Here is an 18,329-nt window from a genome sequence, read left to right on the forward strand (position 1 = left end):
TGATCCGACATTTCCGGGTCCATGCGGTTTACAGCCGCGCAGTGATCCAGGAGACCACATCGTCGAGCACCTGATCACGCTCCGGCTCGTTGAAGGCCTCGTGGTACAGCCCGGGATACTCCTTGAGTTCGACGTCGGCGGATCCGACATGTCCGACCAGGCGACGACTGCCCTCGATCGGAATCAATCGGTCATCGGTGCCGTGTATCACCAGCAGCGGCGCCGTCAAGGCTGGAGCCCGCCGAGGCATGGTCTCCCCCACCTGCAGCAGCGCCCGACCGATTCCGGCCGGGACTCGACCGTGGTAGACCTGCGGATCGTTCTGGTAGGCCGCCACCACCTCCGGATCGCGGGATATGGCGGTGAAGTCCAGTTCCTGTACCGGCAGCACCGGCACCACCACGCCAAGAACTTTGGCGGCCGCCGCGATCACCGGTGACACCAGATCCTGGGCCGCCACCGCCGGCGCCGAGAGCACCATCAGGTCGTAGTTGTCCGGGCGCTCGACGCCGTAGGCGAACACGATCCCGCCGCCCATGCTGTGTCCGAGCACGATGCACTTCAGGCCCGGGTTGTCCCGGGTGGCGATGCCCACCAGGGTGTCGAAGTCGGCGGTGTACTCGGAGATGTCTCGAACCAGCACCCGCTTGCCGCCGGAGCGGCCGTGGCCACGGTGGTCAAGGGCATAGGTGACCAACCCGGCCGCTCCCAACCGTTGGGCGACGTGATCGTAACGGCGGGCATGCTCACCCAGCCCGTGAGCCAGCACGACGACCGCCTTAGGCGCGGCATCCGGCGTCCAGACGTCGTAGACGATGTGCACGCCGCCGACACCGTCGAAGGTCCGTTCAGTGCGGGTCGTATTCATTACCGGCAGCGTAGTTGCTCGAGGACTGGGAATGTCAGCGACTCTGCGTAGGCTCATTGACGTGAGTGCGCTCGCCGGGAACTCCACGCAGAACTCCATAGCGAACTTCACCGCCCCCACCGCCGAACGCGAGCGGCCGGCCGGCGACGAATTCGCTGTCCACGCCGAGCCCTACCGGCGTGAGTTGCTGGCCCACTGCTACCGGATGACCGGGTCGGTACATGACGCCGAGGATCTGGTGCAGGAGACGCTGCTGCGGGCGTGGAAGTCCTACCACCGCTTCGAGGGCAAGTCCTCGCTGCGGACCTGGCTGCACCGGATCGCCACCAACACCTGCCTGAGCGCGTTAGAGGGTCGGCAACGCAGGCCCTTGCCGACGGGGCTGGCGGCCTCGGGTTCGGATCCGACGGCACCGCTGGTCGAGCGCGCCGAAGTGCCCTGGCTCGAGCCATTGCCCGATTTGATGGCCGATCCGGCGGATCCATCGGTCATCGTCGGCTCCCGGGAATCGGTCCGGTTGGCCTTCGTCGCCGCGTTGCAGCATCTGTCTCCCCGGCAACGAGCGGTGCTGTTGTTGCGAGACGTGCTGCAATGGAAGGCCGCCGAGGTGGCCGAAGCGATCGGCACGACCACCGTCGCCGTGAACAGCCTGCTGCAACGGGCCCGGGCACAGCTCGAGACCGCCCAGCCCAGTGCCGATGACGGACTGGTCGCACCCGATTCGCCGGAAGCCCACGACCTGCTGACTCGCTACATCGCCGCATTCGAGGCCCACGACATCGACCGGCTGGTGGAGATATTCACCGCCGAGGCGATCTGGGAGATGCCCCCCTATGCCGGCTGGTATCAGGGCGCGCGCGACATCATCACGCTCATTCACCAGCAGTGCCCGGCCGAATGTCCCGGCGATATGCGACTTATTCCGTTGGTCGCCAACGGCCAGCCCGCCGCGGCCATGTACATGCGGGCCGGTGAGACCCATGTGCCCTTTCAGTTGCATGTGCTGGATATGGTTGACGGCCGAGTGTCACATGTGACGGCCTTCCTGGACGGCTCACTGTTCCCGAAATTCGACCTGCCGGCTTCGATTTGACGATGGCCGGTTCCTTGCGCGTCGCGCCCGTGCCCGGCAAGCCGGCGCTGCTGTTGGGCGCCTTCGATTTGGGCGGGCTGGGCTACCTCGTCGAGGAGTTCTTCGTCTCCGGAACGGCGCATTCCTATGTCCCCGCGGCCGAGCTCGGCGCCGATGGCCGTTGGGACGTAATACCTTCGGACACCGCCGATTACACGACCCGGATGGTGGTGCTGACTCCGGCGGCTCCGGCCAGGTTCAACGGCACGGTGCTGCTGGAATGGCTCAACGTCAGCGGCGGCATCGACGCTCCAGCGGTATGGATGATGGCGCATCGCGAAATTGTTCGCGCCGGATACGCCTACGTTGCGATCTCGGCCCAACGGGTCGGCGTCGAAGGTGGCCCCAGCCTGCTTGGCGCGGACCTGTCACTCAAGAACCAAGACCCAGCGCGCTACCGATCCCTGCACCACCCCGGCGACGCCTTCTGCTACGACATCTTCTCCCAGGCCGGCGGACTGCTCCGGGATGCCGATCCTCATGACCTGCTGCGCGGTCTGCGCCTACAACACCTGGTGGCCATGGGCGAGTCCCAATCGGCGATGTTCTTGACGACCTACATCAATGCCGTCGACCCGCTGGCCGAGATCTACGACGGATTCCTCGTGCATTCGCGATTCGCCTCCGCCGCACCGCTGGACGGCGGCTCCGTATTCGAGGAATCCGAAACACCACAAGCGGTCACCTTCCGTCCGGATCTTCGGGTCCCACTGATCACGATCATCACCGAAACCGACCTGTTCGGGGGTGTGCGCCGGGTTACGTCTACGCGTCAGCCCGACAATCAGTGGCTGCGGGTCTGGGAGATTCCCGGGGCCGCTCATGCCGACAACTACACGATCCAGGTCGCACCGATCGACACCGGCGACGCGCCGCTGGACGCGATCGTGGCCGCCTATGCGCCGACCGACACCCTGATGGGGCGCCAACTTGACTACTACATCAACTTTGCGCCGCAGCACCACTACGTGGTTCAGGCGGCGGTGAGCGCGCTGAGCTCCTGGGTCCGCACCGGCGAGCCGGCGCCACACGCGGCTCGCATCGCGATGCACGACAGCGATCTGGCCCGGCCCGTGCTGGATCGCAGCGGCCTGGCCACCGACGGCATCCGAACCCCGTGGGTGGATGTGCCGATCGCACGGACATCCGGCCACGGCGCCCAGGACAGCATCATGGCCGCCATCTTCGGCTCCGGCGAACCCTTCGACGCCGCCACCTTGGACCGGCTCTATCCGGGCGGAGCGCAACAGTATCTCGACAACTTCAGCGCCGCGCTGGACCGGACAATCGAAAGCGGATTCATCTTGTCGGCCGACCGCGGCGAGATCCTCCAACTCGCGACCGCCACCTTCCCCGGCTCCGGATCGCAGCGCCCAACGCGCCGCTAGCGCTGGGCGCATCGCCGGCCAAACCGTCAGGCAGCAAACGATATTGATGCCATTCCCGCGGCGCTGCGGCAGCACGCGTTCACCGGAAGGCAGGGCGGTTCGACTGCGGTGAATCTGAATCAACCTCGGCAACAAAGTGATTCGACGCACGACGCGGGGCGCACGCGCGGGGCCCCTGTACCGGATTAATGTGGAGACCATGCCCGCCACCGTGCAGATTAGGCGCGCGGCCGACCGAGCCGTCACCACCACATCCTGGCTGACGTCCAGACATTCGTTCTCGTTCGGCGACCACTACGACCCCGACAACACCCACCACGGCTTGCTGCTGGTCAGCAACGATGACGTGGTGCAACCCCGAAGCGGCTTCGACACGCACCCGCATCGGGACATGGAGATCGTGACTTGGGTACTCGAAGGCGAACTGACACACCGGGACTCCACAGGCAACCACGGCGTGATCTATCCCGGCCTGGCCCAACGCATGTCGGCGGGCAGCGGCATCCTGCATTCGGAGACCAACGATTCGCAGTCACAGCCGGTGCATTTCGTGCAGATGTGGGTCGCGCCCGACGAGACGGGCATCACACCGAGCTACCAACAGCGTGAAATCGATCACCGGTTGTTCGACGGCGGCCTGGTCACCGTCGCCTCGGGTATCCCCGGCCAGGACGCGGCGATCACCCTGCACAACCGCCACGCCGCGCTGCATTGCGCGCGGTTGCGCCCGGGCGACACCATCGACCTGCCGTCGGCCTCCTACCTGCACTTATTCGTTGCCCGGGGACGGCTCGGACTGGAATCATTCGGTGATGTGAGCACCGGAGATGCGGTCCGCTTCACCGACGTCGAAGCCCGCGCCTGAGCGCGCATGCGCCCGCGGAGGTATTGATCTGGGAGATGCGCTCGATCCTGGGCAGCTGAGGATATCCAGCAAGGCCACATAGAGTGGGCACGACAGACAGGAGCCCACATGTCTCAATCGCAGCCGCGCCATGCGGCGCCGAACCCCAAGCGAAGTATCAAGTCGCTTCGGACCGTGCGGTTCTGGACGGCGCCGGTCGTCATCACCCTGGCCTTGATGTCCGCGCTGGCGGCGCTGTACCTGGGCGGAATCCTGAATCCGACCACCAATCTGCGCCAGTTCCCCATCGCCTTGGTCAACGAGGACGCCGGGCCCGCCGGCAAGCAGATTGTCGACGGCATCGTCGCCGGATTGGACAAGAACAAATTCGATGTCCGGGTGGTCGACCACGAACAGGCCCAGCGGCTGCTGGACCGGGCCCAGGTCTACGGCTCGGCGGTAATACCGCCGACCTTCTCCTCCCAGCTGCGCGACTTCGCGGTAAGCGCGGTCCAGCCCGGTTCCACCGACCGGCCCGTGATCACCATCTTCACCAATCCGCGTGCCGGCACCCTGGCCGCCAGCATCGCCGGCCAGACCCTGACGCAGGCGATGGCGGCCGCCAATAGCAAAGTCGGCGAACGTGTTACGGCCGAGGTGGCGGCGCAGACCGGCGGCGCGCCACTGTCCGGCGCATCGGCGCTCGGGCTGGCCAGCCCCATCGACGTCAAGACCACCGTGTACAACCCGCTACCCAACGGGACCGGCAACGGCTTGTCGGCCTTCTACTACGCGCTGTTGCTGCTGCTGGCCGGCTTCACCGGCAGCATCGTGGTGAGCACCTTGGTGGACTCACTGCTGGGATACGTGCCGGCCGAGTTCGGCCCCGTCTACCGCTTCGCCGAGCAGGTCAACATCTCGCGATTCCGCACCCTGTTGCTCAAGTGGGGATTGATGACGGTGCTGGCATTGCTCACCTCGGCGGTCTATATGGCCATCGCCCATGGGCTCGGCATGCCCATTCCGGCGGGCTGGAAGTTATGGCTATACGGGGTGTTCGCGATCACCGCGGTGGGCGTGACGTCCAGTTCGCTGATCGCGGTGCTGGGCTCCATGGGCCTGCTGGCCAGCATGCTGGTCTTTGTCATCCTCGGCCTGCCGTCGGCCGGCGCCACGGTCCCACTGGAGGCGGTGCCGCCGTTCTTCCGCTGGCTGGCCAAATTCGAGCCGATGCACCAGGTATTTCTGGGCGTGCGATCGCTGTTGTATCTCAACGGTCAACCGGAGTCCGGGTTGTCGCACGCGCTGTTGATGACGGCGATCGGCCTGGTCATCGGCCTGTTGCTAGGTGGCCTCACCACCCACCTCTATGACCGCAAGGGCTTCCACCGGATTCCCGGCGCGGTGGAGATGGCGATTGCGGCGGAGCACCAAGCGCAGCATCAAGCCAAGGAGCGCGCCCGCGACCGTGATTCAACTGAAAGCTCAAGCGAGGAAACGTAATTAGGGTGCGGCCGTGCCGTCACCCCGCTGTGACTTTTGTTGACAGTGGGGCGGATGTGTCTGATGCTAGGGGGTTACTCCTCGACCTGGGCCGAAAGGGCTACCTCGTACTGACTGCATTTGCCAGCCTGCGCCGACTCACGGCCTGCTTTGCCGTCCTGGCGGTGCGCGCGACGTTGGCCACCACCACAGGACGGCCGCTGGCCCGCGCCGCTGACGGACGCGAGATGCTCGAGCACGCCATTGCCGCCACCCGGGGCTCCTATCTGGTCTACAACTTCGGCGGTGGCCATCCCATGCCGCTGCTCAACGGGGCCGGCCATTGGTATGAGATGAACAATGGCGGGCATCTGATGATCATCAAGAATGCGTCGCAGCGGTTGCAGCCGCATCTGTTGGTTGACACGCACACCGGCGACCAGGCCCGCTGCGAGCGCAACCCGGGGGCCCGCACCAGCGAAGGGCTATGGCAGGCGTCGGAGATCTACCCGCCGCTTCAGGCGTGGCAGCGGATGGGACAGCCGACCATTGCCATCAACGCCAATTTCTTCGACGTGCGGGGGCAGAAGGGCGGTTCGTGGCGGACCACCGGTTGCAGTTCGCCGCTGGGCGCCTTCGTGGACAACACCCACGGGATAGGACGCGCCAACCAGGCCGTGACCAGCACCGTCGCCTACGCGGGCAAGCAGGGACTGTCCGGCGGAAATGAGGTTTGGACGTCCCTGACGACCATGATCATTCCGGTCGGCGGCGCACCATATGTGTTGCGCCCCGAGGGTAGGCAGGACTACGACCTCGCCACCCCGGTGATCCAGGATCTGCTCAACAAGAATGCGAAATTCGTCGCGGTCGCGGGCATCGGCCTGCTGTCCCCCGGCGATATCGGACAGCTGCACGACGGCGGCCCTAGTGCGGCGCGGACGGCCCTTGCCTACTCCAAGCCGAAAGACGAGATGTACATCTTTGAGGGCGGCAGCTACACCCCGGACAACATCCAGGACCTGTTCCGAGGCCTGGGCAGCGACACTGCCATCCTGCTCGACGGCGGTGGGAAGTCCGCGATCGTGTTGCGCCGCGACACCGGGGGCATGTGGGCCGGGGCGGGAGCACCGAAAGGCTCGTGTGACACCCGCCAGGTCCTGTGCGATTCACACGAGCGGGCGCTGCCCAGCTGGCTCGCGTTCAACTAGCCCGCCGCTCCAGCACCTGGCCGTCACGTTCACGTTCACCGTCGGCCGTCGGTCCGCCGCGGGTGGACTAGACGCGCGGTGTCAGGTCCAGTGAGGTGATGGTCGTCATCCGGGTCACGAACCACCGGGACCGGTCCCGCTTCATGATCAGCCGATAGGACAGGTACTTCATCGACGGGATGTTCTTGGTGAGCGGGCTGGTCGTCGTGGTGTTGGTGTAGACAATCGCGATGGCGTTCGGGCCATCCAGCGATTCCACCGCTACCCCGGTGACCTCGGTGTTGTTGGTGATCTTGGCCTGCTTGTTGGGCGCCACGATGGTGTCGACGAACTTGCGGTACTGGGCTCCGAAGTCGCCACTGAGATAGGTCGCGGCGCGATCGGGCAGGCCGTCCATGTTCTCGGGGTTGTAGGTCCACAACGTGGTGATCGCGTTCGCGGCGGTGCGGGCCACGTTGAGCTTGATCGCCACCACCGCCCGATCGGCCAGGTAGGGCTGCACGGCGGCACCCGCGAATGCCGCGGAACCCACAAAGAGCAGCGCAGTGATCGCCGCGCCCACCGCCGCTAGCCGGCGGCCGGTCAGTCTCTTGGGGCGGGCCGCGGCCTTGCCCTTCGCGCCATCCGCTTCCGCATCCGTATCCGGGTCGGTGGAGTCGGCGCTGGCTTCGCCCGTGTCCTCCACGGAATCGGTCGTGGCCTCGTCGTCAGCGGCCCCCTCGGCGGGCTCGGCCCCGGCGGCCGGCGTCTGGACGGCCTCGTCCGGTTGAGCTTCGTCGTCGGATGCCGCGGCAGCAGCCTCGGTCTCGCCGTCGGAGACGGCGTCGGTCAGATCACCTGCAGCAGGTTGCTGATCTTCCACTGATTCCCTTCCCACTTTGCCGTGGCAGCCCAGCGATTCGTGTTCTCAAAGACCTGTTTGCCATCCGGTGACTTGGAGGTCACCTCGGTAGCCACCAGCACGTTGGCGCTGCCATCGTCATTCCACCGCTCCACGCCGGCATCCAGCACGGTGCCGGTGGCCGGCTCGGCACGGGCGATCTGTATCAGGATCTCGTTCGCCTTTTCGCGGTACTGCTTGGCGAAATCGCCGGTCGCGTGCGCCAGTATGCCCTCGATGTACTCGTTGGCGTGATACGGATCGACGGAGGTGAACTCGCTCATGAACGACTTCACCGAGTTGACCACCTCATGGTCTTTCCTGGCGGCGTGGTAGCGCGTGACGTGCGAGGCGAACATCAGACTGCACACGGTGATCGCCGCCGCCATCAGCACGGCGGCGGCGGTGGCCGCTAGTGGCAGCCCCCACTGTCGTTTCGGCACCTCCGGATAGGACGCGACCAGTAACGAGGCCGCGCCGGGAACAAACTTGCGCCGCGGACTCATTTCCCATTCCCAGGGGGTTTGGGCTTGGTCAGGACGGTGAGATCGTCCACCCGCCACTGGTTGGCCCCGTCTTTGGCGAAGCTCACCCGCACGGTTGCGCTGATGTAGCGGATCTCGGGTGGGCTGCCTCGACGGCCCTGCATGAACATCAACATGGTGGCGTGATCGGGCGTCGCCGCCTGTATCGAGCTGTCGGTCACCCAATACTCGTTGAGGACGGGGTGTCCCTTGGCCACGGTCTCCTGCTGAACGGCCAACTGCTCGCGGTACTTGTCGATGGTCAGCGACCGGGCGCGGGCGAAGTCCTCTTGCAGCGTGCTCGGGTCGTAGGTCAGCATCTGTGCGACGATCTTCGGCCCCTGCGTCGCGATCTCCGCGCGGGTTTGATCGGTCGCCTGGTCTCTGGCGTAGACCAGACCGTAGCTCAGCGCGGAGCCGCCGACGCACAGCGCCGCGGCGGTGAGCAACGCCGCCACCGTCCACTGCATGACGTGGGCCGGGCGCTGCTCGGGATCGCGGTAGCGAACCTCGGTGCGTAGCAGCAGATCGGCGAACGTGCGCCGCCGAGAGTCCCACAACGGCCACAGCCACCCGATCAACAGCGGAAGGGTATCCAGCAGGTGAGCCAGGTCTCTGACCAGCAGCAGCCACGGTCCGAGGGCATCATCGCCGTCGTGGCTGTCGCGGCGCACCACCGTGATTCCGCACAGGGCCCGTCCCAAGCTCCAGCCGAGGATCGGCGGCAGCAGCAGCCGGTTGGCCGCCATGACCAAAACGACCAGCGCCAGAAGGGAGACGCACACCCACCACCAGACGCTGTCCGGCGGCACAGTTTCGGCGACCAGCCCCAACGTGGCCACCACGGCGGCACCGGACAGCACGTCGACGGCGAAGGCTCCCAGCCGCAGATGCCAGGGGGCGAGAACCTTCTGGGGTAACTCTGCGACGACGTCCGTGGTCTCGATCTTGTCGACCACCACCGTCACTTCGCCACCTGATCAAGCTTGGAGATCTTGTACTGCCCTTCGGTGGGCGTCATCCGCACCCGCAGCCGGTAGCCGGTCTCCTGATTCTGGTCCTGATCGTTGGACATCTTGACGCGCAGCGCGACCAGCACGTCCACCGAGCCGTCCGGGTTGTTGCGCTCAACGGCTGCACGCATGTCGGTCAGTTGCACGTGCACGTTGGCGGCCTGGTAGGCCTGCACCAGCATGCTGCTGTAGAGCACGGCCTGAGAGCGGTACTGATCGGTGCCGCAATCGATGATCTTCTGTTCACTGGCGGCCATGGCGCTGGTGTCGGGGGCCTGGGTAGCCGCGACACAATCCTTCGCCGCTTCCAGGGCCGCCGCATCGTTGCGCGCAATCACCTGGCTCTCCTGGTGCGAACGCAGCGCCAGGTAGCCGCCGGCGCCGATGCCACCGGCGGCCAACAGCAGGACCGCGCTGATGCCCACCAGCCAGCCCCGCCCCAGCCGCGAAGGTCTGCGCTCGACACCGGGCTCGACAGCCTGGCCATCGCCGGACTGCTCGGTGTCCTCGGCTTGCTCTTGGGCAGCGTCGTGCGAACCGGCCGTGGCCTCGGGTTCCGGTTGTTCAGTCGAATCCGGTGCGGCCTCGGATTCCGCTGAATCCTCGGTCGTCACGTCGTGACTGATCTGTACGGCTTCGGCCTCAGATTCCGACGAATCCTCAGCTGTCGCCTCGGTACGCAACGAATCATCCGCGTCGGTGGGGTTCAGCCGGCTGGCGCCAGCATCTCCTTCCATCCGTCGTCTCCTGTTTTGGTCGAGTTTTCGACGGAGTATTTGACTCCGTCGGGCCCTACCAGTTTACCGCTCTGGGGACTGTAGACAGCCGTCGGGGGGCCCGGAGTGTAGACACACGGGTTGGGCTGCTGGCCGTTGCACTGCACCGTACCCGATCCCGGTCGCTGCAGCGGATCGCTGATCGGAGGTGGCGTTCCGCCCGGAGGCAGCTTGTCCGCCGGTGTCGGGTTCATCCCGTTGTTCACCGATGGCGCCTGCGCCACCAGGCCGGGCTTAACCGGCTGGTCGCAGCGCGCGCCGGGCGCCGGGCAGGTCAGCAGCTGGTTGGGGTCGCCGTACCACGGGTTGGTACCCGCCGGGACGTACGGCTTGGGGTCACGGCACTCACGCGGGGTCGCTGCCCGCTTGCCGGGGACGTCCACACACGGGATGTTGCGGGAGCCGCGCACACTGTTGGCCGGCGTGTCCATCGGAATCTTGCAGTAGGTGCCCTTAGGCAGCGGCTGCAGGCTGGTGTCGGCGAAGGAACGCCACTGCTCGGCCGGGATGAAGCCGGTCAGACAGGGTGGTGGCTGGTTGATCGCCAGCGCCATGTCCAGGGCGGCCATGTTCGGGAAGGGCGCGGCCACCGTCTGGGCGATCGAGGCACCCTGCGGCAGGAATACCAGCACCTGCTCCAGGCCCTTGTGGTAGCGCTTGAGCAGATCAAACACCACTTCCAGGTTCGCCAACGTCTGCGGCAGCGAGTCGCGCACGTCGCTGAAGACCGAGTTGAGCTGGTCGGCGGTGGGCGCGGCTTGAGTAAGAATGCTCTTCACGTTCTGGTCCCGCTCGGCCGTCTGGGTGGCCAGGACGTTGAGGTTGTGTGCCCAGCGCGAGATCGCATCGCCCGAGTTGACCTGACTGTCCAGGATCGGGCCCGAGTTCTGGATGATGTCGTTGACGTCGTTGATCTGGGTGTGGAAGTCCCCGACGATCGCCTGCGTGGCGTCGACCAGCCGCTGCAGGGCGGGCCCCAAGCCGCCGACCGCTTGCGCGGTCTCATCGAGCAGCACCGGGATCTTGTCTGCCGGCAGCACCTCGAGCCCGCGGTTCGCGGTGTCCAGCGCAGGACCGATTTCGCTGGGTACCGTTCCCTTGGTGATGGTCTGCCCGGGCGAGAGGAACTTCGCGGGGGCGCCGGTGGACACCAGGTCCAGGTACTGCTCGCCGACCGCCGACACCGAATGCACGTTGGCGGAAGCGTCGACCGGGATCTTGTAGCGGCTGTCGATGCTCATCGTGGCTTCGACACCGGTTGCCGTGGGTTCGACGCCGGTCACCTTGCCGATCGTGATGCCGCGATAGGTGACGTTGGCCGTGGGATACAAACCACCCGAGGCCGGCAACTCGGCCTTGAGCGGGTAGCGCCCCACCCCCAGCAACGCCGGGATCTGCAAGTAGTAGACGCCCAGGACCAGCAGCGACAGGACGGTCAGCGTCCCGAACATGATCAGCTGGCGCTTGATGAATGGAGTCAGCACTGCCTGTCACCCCTTTCCACCAGCGGACCGCCGGGTGCGTCGTTCGGGTTCGGGGTGTACCGGACGTCGGGAATCATCGTCTCCGGGTCACGGCCGAACGACTGCTCCAGGGCGCGCAGCGCGCCGGAGAAGCCGGTACCGGTGAGCACCGCGTTGTCCATGGCGCTGAACGTGACGTCCAGGGTGGCCGAGACGTTCTGATAGTCACCGCGGAAGACCTTCGGCACGGCGTCGATGTCGAACGGCTGGGTGAGGATCAGCTTCAGGGCCCCGATCAGGTACTGCGAGCCGCGACCGAGTTCCTTGAGCGGACACTGCAACGACTGCAGATCGGTGTGCAGGTTGCCCCGTGCCTCCGACAGGTAGCGGCCGGTGACGTCGCTGAGCTGTCCCACCGAGTTCACGGCGTTGATCAGCAGATCGCGGGTGTCAGCGAAATGCTTGATCAGCGGCGGCAGATCGGTCAACGCGCGATCCACCACGTCGGCCCGGCCACCCACGTAGGCCATCAGTCGGTTGGTGGAGTCGATGGCGTGAGTGATGTCATCGCGTTGTTCGTTGAGCTGCCGCGTGAAGGTGTCAAGCCTGGTGAGGAAGCCCCGGATCTGATCGCCGCGCCCGTGGAAGATGTCGTAGACCTCGTTTTGCAGCACTTCCAGGTTGGGGATGCCGCCGCCGCGCAGGATCAGCGAGATGCTGGCCAGCGTTTGCTCGGTATTGGGGTACGCCGAGGAATTCTTCAGCGGGATGGTGTCGCCGTTCTTGAGTAGCTGCGACGACGGGCTGGGCGGTGCGGCCAGCTCAACGTGCTGGGAACCCAGCAAACTGGTCTGGCCGATCTTGGCGAGCGCGTTCTTGGGCAGCTTGACGCCCTGGTCGATGCCCAACGTCAGGGTCGCCACCCAGTTCTTGAGCTGGATGTTGCGAATCGACCCGACGGGCACGTCGGCAACCATCACCTTGCTGTTGCCGTTGATCGCCAGGGTGTCGGGCACCTGCACATAAACGGTGTAAGACCCCTTGCCGGTCCCCGGCGCACCCGGGATCGCGACATTGGAGATGCCACGCCAGCCACAGGAGCTCAGGACCAGCGCCACCATCAGCAGTGCCAGGCCCTGCCAGGCCCGGCGCGATACCGCGCGCATCGCGCCTACACCGCGTCTGGCGGCCGATTGCTTCGACTTACCGATCGCACCCATCACGCTCACGCCGCGCCTCACTGTCCTGCCCCTGCCTCAGCGGGCAAAGGAGCTCCAACTGGTGCCGGTGCCGGTCCGGGCGCCGGTGTCGGGGCGACGGGACCTGGGATCACTTCCGGACCCGGCGGCGGTGGCTGTATTGGTACCGGAGCCTGCAAGCCGATCGGCGGCAGCACCGGGTACTCGTCGTAGGCGTTGGGCGGTCCGGGCGGTGACTGCAGGGTCGACTGGACGGGCTCGATGTCGGGCCCACCCATCAGCTCGGAAAGCGACTCGGGAGTCATCAGGCCCGCCGTGATCGGCCCGACCTGCTGGCCCTGCATTCCGGGAGCGACGATCCAGTCGGGTTGGGTGTTGCGGTGCGACAGCGGAGTGTCCGGCACCCAGATGCCCGGAACGGTCGTGTCCTTGTATCCGTTCGGCGGCTGCAGCCGGGGCTCGGAGTAGGCGACCTGCTTGGGCAGCACCTCGGCGGTGTTGAACGCGTTCAACCCGAACGGGAAGTAGTTGAACTTGATCGCATCCAGCACGGGCGCCAGATACTGCGCACACAGCTCGGCGGACTCCTGGTAGCCGAGCCGGCTGCCGGCCTGAATCGAGCTGCAGACGAACTGCATCGGGTTCGCGAAGGACGTGATTTCCGGTACGGCGACAACCGAACCGTGCGCCGGGTGGTAGATCTGGTTCACGTTCGACGCGGCCGTGGGAAGCACGTGCAACGCCGTCTCCAGACCGTTCAACGGGTCAGGTTGCAGGAGAGTGTTGGTCGCTTCGGCCAGGTTGTTGACGTCGTAGGTCAGCACTTCGCGGTTCTTGTCCAGGAACGGCCGCACCGTCGACAGCAGGCTGTCGAACTGCTGCAGCGCATTGGACAGGTCGCGGTCGTAGCCCACCAGCCGGCCGGTGACGTCGGCGAGGTTCTGGTTCAGCGCCACGAACTGTTTGTCGTCCTGGTGCAGCGCGTTGACGAACAGCGCCAGGCTGCGCACCACCGCGAAGAAGTCGCCACGGCCTTCGTTCAGCGCGGTCAATGCCCGCGACAGGCTGTCCAGCGTGGTGTTGATCTGCTTGCCTTTGCCCTCCAAGCCGTTCGCGAAGGATTCGAGAACCTCGCCAAACGGCCCGGTCGGCTGATCCTTGGTGGGGCCCAGCTTGTCGATGATGTTGGTGATGCTGTTGCGCAGCTCATCCCACTCAACGGGCACCTGGGTGCGTTCCAGCGGGATCACCGCGTTGTCGGCCAGCACCGGGCCACCCTTGTAGGGCGGCTCCAACTGGATGGTGCGCGATGCGACCAGGGTCGGGTTGAGGATCACCGCGGAGGCATTGGCCGGCACCTTGTACTTGTTCTGGTAGTGGAAGGTGACCTTCATCTTGTCGCCGGCCGGCTCGATGTTGTCGATCTTGCCTACCTGCAGGCCCATGATCTGGACCTTGTCCCCCGGGTAGAGGGCATTCGCACTCGGGAAGTAGGCGACCACGATGTTGTTGGTCAGCTTCTGATACAGCTTCAAGCCGACGAACGCGGCAACCAGGCCGAGCACCAACACCAGGGACCCGATGATGACGGTCGCCCGGGAAACCTTGGGTAGCCGAATGTTGCGGATGTCAAAGATGGTGCTCAATTCTGGCTACCTCCCGTCGCACCACTACCTCCCGTGCCACCTGGGGTGATGTACGGGTCGGGCAGCTGCGGCCCGGGCCCAGGCGGTGCGGGCGGACCCGGCGGCAGCCCGGGAGCGAACGTTGACGGGGGTGGCGTCGGCCCGGCCGGTCCGACCGGCTCGGTGCGGGCACCTGGCGGCGCATCCGGCGGCAACGGCACCGGGGTACCGGGAGCATCCGGCGCGGGTTCGCCCGGCCGCCCGGCGATCGGAATACCCGGCGTCGGCGGCAGGCCGTTAGGATTCGGCGGTGACGACTCGACACCGTCCAACGGAGCCGGGAAGCCGAACCCACCGAACGGACCTTCCAGCACGCCCGCGCAGGGCAGCGGGTTGTCCGGCCGGGGCAGCGCGTCGGCGGCCGGCGTGTACGAGCAGGGCGATCCGGGTGGCACCGCGGGAAGCGGGTGGTCCGGGGTACCTTCGAGCACCCGAGGCCCCGGGGGCGGAGCGCCGTTGGGGAACCGAGTGCCGTTGGGGTCGGGGAACCGGTACTCCGGCAGCCCAGCACTGCGCCAGAAGTCCTCTGGGGACAGGCCACGCTTCTTGAACGCTGCATCGATGAACGGCTGCAGGATCTGGCCCGGGACCAGGTTGTGAATGACGACCTTGAAGAACGGGCCCGACGCGATGGACTCGTTCAGCGATGGCAGGAATGCGCCGACCATCTCGAGGCCCTTGGCGAGATCTTCTTTGCGTTCGATCAGGACGTCGCTGACCGTGCGCAGTTGTTCAAGCACGTGATTGAGGTTGGGGTTGTCGTTGATCAGCCCCTGAACCTGCGCTGAAAACGATGCGATGTTCCCCAGCAGCGCGTCGATCGCGCGGCCACGTTCGTTGAAGGCGACCAGCAGAGTCTTCGCGTTCACCAGCAGCCGGTCGACCTGCGCGCTGCGGTCCCCGAGGACGCTAGCCACTTGGTTGGCCTGGGCGAGCAGGTGCTTGAGCTCGTCGTCGCGCTTACCCAGCGTGTCGGAGAACTTGGCGACACCGTCGAGCGCGGAACTCAGGTGCGGATAGGTCTGATCGATCGTCTCCGACAACACGTGCAGCGACTTCTTGACCGTGTCGATGTCCCAGCCGGTGGCGGCCCGGGTGACGTCGAAGAATGCGTCGTAGATCTGGTACGGCGTGGTGCTCTGGCCCAGCGGCAGCGTGCCACCCGGCCGCAGCGGCTGGTTGCCGCGCGCCTCGATCTCGACGACCTTCTTACCCAGAATCGTGTCGGTACGGATCGACAGCCGGCTATCGGTGCCGATGGTGTTGGTGCCGATCGAGAACTTCATGACGATGTGGTCACCGTCGATCCGCAGGCCCTCGACCTTGCCGACGTCCAGCCCGGCGATGCGTACCTTGTCGCCGTTGTTGATTCCGCCGGAGTCGGTGAACTGCCCGTAGTAGCTCGGCCTGGCGAAAATCATCGGCACGCTGGTGAAGCTCTGACCCACGCCGACGACCACGAGCATCACGACGATGCCCATGAGCCCGATGCGAAGCCGGTTGGGGGGTTCTAGTGTCCTCATTGCGGTGCGCACCTACCCGTCGGTTGCGAGAAAAGTCGAACCGTTCGGACGGGCCCACCAGGCTGCAGCCCGTTGATCTTGAGGCTGATGTCGCAGGAGTAGAAGTTCACGAAGTCTCCATAGGACCCGATCGCGCGCCCAATCATGTTCAATGCCGTCGGCACCTTGTGCAGGAAGTCGGCGAGCTCTTGGCGCTGGTCGATCAGCGGCTGCTGAACGGCGTCCAGGTAGTTGACCGTCTTGTGTAGCAGCGCACGGTCCTCACCCAATAGGTCGGCCACGGTTCCGGCCGCGTTGCTGACATGCGCGATGCCACCGGAAAGATCGTCGCGGTGCTCGTTGAGCCCGGTGATCAGCACCTCGAGGTTGTTGACCGTCTGATCGAAGTCCTTGCGATGCCGCACGGTCGCGTCCAGGACGGTGTTGAGGTTCTTGATCACCTCACCGATCGCCTGGTCGCGCTCGGCAAGCTGCGAAGTCAGCTGAGCGGTTTGGTCGAGAATGTCGTTGATGGCGCCGCCTTGCCCCTGAAATACGGTGACCAGGGCCGAGGCGATGGTGTTGACCTTGTCGGGGTCCAGCGCCCGGAACACCGGCTTGAAACCACCGATCAGGGCGTCAAGGTCCAGCGCCGGCGAGGTCCGCGACAACGGGATGAAGCCACCCGGCGGCATGATCCGATCCGAGCCGTCGCCCTCGCCGCGTTTGAGCTCGAGGTAGCGATTGCCGATCAGGTCGAGGTAGCGGATCTGCGCGCTCGTCGACTGGTACAGCGGCACCGATCGGTCGACGTCGAAATTCACCCGCACCCGTTTGCCGCCGTCGATCAGCGATACCGACTTCACCTTGCCGATCTCGACCCCGGAGGCGCGAACAAACTGGCCCGGCCGCAGACCACTGGCATTGCTGAACTCGGCCGAGTACGCATACGTACGGTCAAAGCGGATCTGACCGAACACGATGATGATCATCACGCTGAAGAGCATCAGCACCAACGAGAAGATGCCGAGTCTGATTGCAGTACCGGTGATTTTCATGGGTTGATCGTGTAATCCCCTACTTGACGGCCCCAGACATATTCCAGTACGAAGGGCGAACCGGTCTCCAAGTGGTTGTAGGGCGCAAGACTGTTGCCGGTGTCCATGACCAGCTCCGGCGCGGGCCAGAAGTCATGGGTGATGCTCTGCCAGCAGCCCGGCGCACCCCCAGGCCCGCCGTGTGCATTCACCCGTGGCAGGTTCTCGGGATAGATGTAGGGGTTGGGCGCCCCGCCGACCAGACCGGCAGCCAGGCCACCGACCTGCGAGATCAGCAGGGGCACAAGTGAGGCGGGGTTGAGCATCATTCCCAACGCGGAGAGCGGCGTCGTGTGGCTGTTCAGCGAGTAGCCGTTGCCGCCCAGGAACTTGTAGGCCTGCGGCTCGACGTCGTGGTAGTTGCGCAGGGTGCAGAACAACTCCGGGCTGTAGGTATCCAGCAGCTGGGCGCTTGGCACCAGGTCGGCGGCGCCGCGCGCCAGATAGGGTCCACCCCGCTCGAAGACGTCCGCGCCGGTGTTGCCGAATCCGACCGCCGCCAACAACGCCGCGTCCAAGTCGTGCTGCTGAGCATTGATGGTGCGTGCGGTCGGCACGGAGTTGTTGAGAAAGTCGAACAAATCCGGTGCGGCGTCGGCGTACACGTCACCCAGGGCCGCCAACTGTTGGATGTCGCGCCGCGCCTGAGGCATCTGCGGATTGATGTCGTCGAGGATCTCGTTGCCGTTGGCGATCGCCTCGCCGAACCGGTTACCCAGTCCGGTGAGGGCTTCCGCGGCGGCGCTCAGCGTCAGGTTCAGCTTGACCGGGTCCACCTTTTCGGAGATCGAGGTCAGGGTCTCGAACAAGGTGTTGATTTCGGTGGTCACCGCCGAGGCGTTGATGACGCTGTGGGCCGAAAGCTTCTTGTTCGACGGATGTTCCGGCGTTGTCAGTGACACGTACTTGCCACCGAACACCGTGGTCGCCTTGATCTGCGCGTCCACGTTTTCCGGTATCAGCGGCAGGTATCGCGGATAGACGTTCAAGACGAATTTTGCTGCCGGCTTGCCGTCCCTGGTGATCTCCGAGATGGTGTCGACTCGCCCGATCTGGACCCCGTTGTAGGTGACCTGCGAGCCCGGATCCATCACCAGGCCCGCGCGCTCGGAGAACATGGTCAGCTTGACCTTGCGATCGAAGTCGCCACGGAACTGGAGGTAGACCAAGGACAAGATAAGCAGGCCGACCAAGAACAGGGCGATGCCCGCGATCTTGTACGGCGGTTCGTTGACCTTGTTGAGCTTGCCCGGTTTTGTCATGGC

The 18,329-nt window shown here is 65.4% G+C and carries 15 protein-coding genes and 1 pseudogene; 5 read left to right on the forward strand and 11 right to left on the reverse strand.

The genetic code is table 11. The features are described 5' to 3' along the window. Positions 1–28: 28 nt before the first annotated feature. Positions 29–868 (reverse strand): alpha/beta hydrolase, encoded by an 840-nt coding sequence (locus SHTP_RS23975; RefSeq protein ID WP_096371993.1) that lies wholly within the window; start codon positions 866–868, stop codon positions 29–31. On the opposite strand from SHTP_RS23975, the gene SHTP_RS23980 reads away from it, so the two are divergent. From SHTP_RS23980 to SHTP_RS24000, 5 genes and pseudogenes are all read left to right on the forward strand, one after another. Then, positions 816–1,961, forward strand: a complete 1,146-nt coding sequence (locus SHTP_RS23980; protein WP_096372641.1) for a sigma-70 family RNA polymerase sigma factor — start codon at positions 816–818, stop codon at positions 1,959–1,961. The two genes, SHTP_RS23975 and SHTP_RS23980, sit on opposite strands and share 53 nt — an antisense overlap. 2 nt (positions 1,962–1,963) lie before the next feature. Beyond that, entirely contained in the window at positions 1,964–3,388 is a 1,425-nt protein-coding gene (locus SHTP_RS23985; RefSeq protein WP_096371994.1) for an alpha/beta hydrolase domain-containing protein, read from the forward strand. 199 nt (positions 3,389–3,587) lie between these two features. After that, positions 3,588–4,312 (forward strand): annotated as a pseudogene (locus SHTP_RS23990) (pirin family protein). Positions 4,313–4,361: 49 nt separating this feature from the next. Then, positions 4,362–5,735 carry a YhgE/Pip domain-containing protein gene (locus SHTP_RS23995; protein WP_096371995.1) on the forward strand — a complete coding sequence of 458 codons (1,374 nt, stop codon included), beginning with the start codon at positions 4,362–4,364 and terminating at the stop codon, positions 5,733–5,735. An 86-nt stretch (positions 5,736–5,821) separates the two neighbouring features. Continuing rightward, complete coding sequence (locus tag SHTP_RS24000; protein WP_096372642.1) at positions 5,822–6,925, forward strand: phosphodiester glycosidase family protein; 1,104 nt, start codon at positions 5,822–5,824, stop codon at positions 6,923–6,925. A 67-nt stretch (positions 6,926–6,992) separates the two neighbouring features. On the opposite strand, the gene SHTP_RS24005 is transcribed toward SHTP_RS24000, so the two are convergent. The 10 genes from SHTP_RS24005 to SHTP_RS24050 form a co-directional block, all read right to left on the reverse strand. Then, positions 6,993–7,787 (reverse strand): mammalian cell entry protein, encoded by a 795-nt coding sequence (locus tag SHTP_RS24005; protein ID WP_096371996.1) that lies wholly within the window; start codon positions 7,785–7,787, stop codon positions 6,993–6,995. Then, complete coding sequence (locus tag SHTP_RS24010; protein WP_096371997.1) at positions 7,754–8,311, reverse strand: Rv1363c family protein; 558 nt, start codon at positions 8,309–8,311, stop codon at positions 7,754–7,756. Before SHTP_RS24010 ends, SHTP_RS24005 begins: the two co-directional genes overlap by 34 nt. Continuing rightward, on the reverse strand, positions 8,308–9,297 hold the full coding sequence (locus SHTP_RS24015; protein WP_096371998.1) for an RDD family protein: 990 nt from the start codon (positions 9,295–9,297) through the stop codon (positions 8,308–8,310). Before SHTP_RS24015 ends, SHTP_RS24010 begins: the two co-directional genes overlap by 4 nt. Continuing rightward, positions 9,294–10,079 (reverse strand): Rv1363c family protein, encoded by a 786-nt coding sequence (locus SHTP_RS24020; protein WP_096371999.1) that lies wholly within the window; start codon positions 10,077–10,079, stop codon positions 9,294–9,296. Before SHTP_RS24020 ends, SHTP_RS24015 begins: the two co-directional genes overlap by 4 nt. After that, a complete protein-coding gene (locus tag SHTP_RS24025; protein ID WP_096372000.1) occupies positions 10,049–11,602 on the reverse strand; it encodes an MCE family protein in 1,554 nt (517 codons plus the stop codon). Before SHTP_RS24025 ends, SHTP_RS24020 begins: the two co-directional genes overlap by 31 nt. Further along, entirely contained in the window at positions 11,596–12,747 is a 1,152-nt protein-coding gene (locus SHTP_RS24030; protein WP_096372001.1) for a virulence factor Mce family protein, read from the reverse strand. The genes SHTP_RS24025 and SHTP_RS24030 overlap by 7 nt, the downstream gene beginning before the upstream one ends. Before the next feature lie 71 nt (positions 12,748–12,818). Beyond that, complete coding sequence (locus SHTP_RS24035) at positions 12,819–14,426, reverse strand: virulence factor Mce family protein (protein ID WP_096372002.1); 1,608 nt, start codon at positions 14,424–14,426, stop codon at positions 12,819–12,821. After that, on the reverse strand, positions 14,423–15,988 hold the full coding sequence (locus tag SHTP_RS24040) for a virulence factor Mce family protein (protein ID WP_012392393.1): 1,566 nt from the start codon (positions 15,986–15,988) through the stop codon (positions 14,423–14,425). Before SHTP_RS24040 ends, SHTP_RS24035 begins: the two co-directional genes overlap by 4 nt. Then, positions 15,985–17,025 (reverse strand): virulence factor Mce family protein, encoded by a 1,041-nt coding sequence (locus tag SHTP_RS24045; RefSeq protein WP_096372003.1) that lies wholly within the window; start codon positions 17,023–17,025, stop codon positions 15,985–15,987. The genes SHTP_RS24040 and SHTP_RS24045 overlap by 4 nt, the downstream gene beginning before the upstream one ends. Further along, a complete protein-coding gene (locus tag SHTP_RS24050; protein ID WP_096372004.1) occupies positions 17,022–18,326 on the reverse strand; it encodes an MCE family protein in 1,305 nt (434 codons plus the stop codon). Before SHTP_RS24050 ends, SHTP_RS24045 begins: the two co-directional genes overlap by 4 nt. Positions 18,327–18,329: the final 3 nt, after the last annotated feature.

This window comes from Mycobacterium ulcerans subsp. shinshuense (assembly GCF_002355775.1).
Classification (GTDB): Bacteria; Actinomycetota; Actinomycetes; order Mycobacteriales; family Mycobacteriaceae; genus Mycobacterium; species Mycobacterium marinum.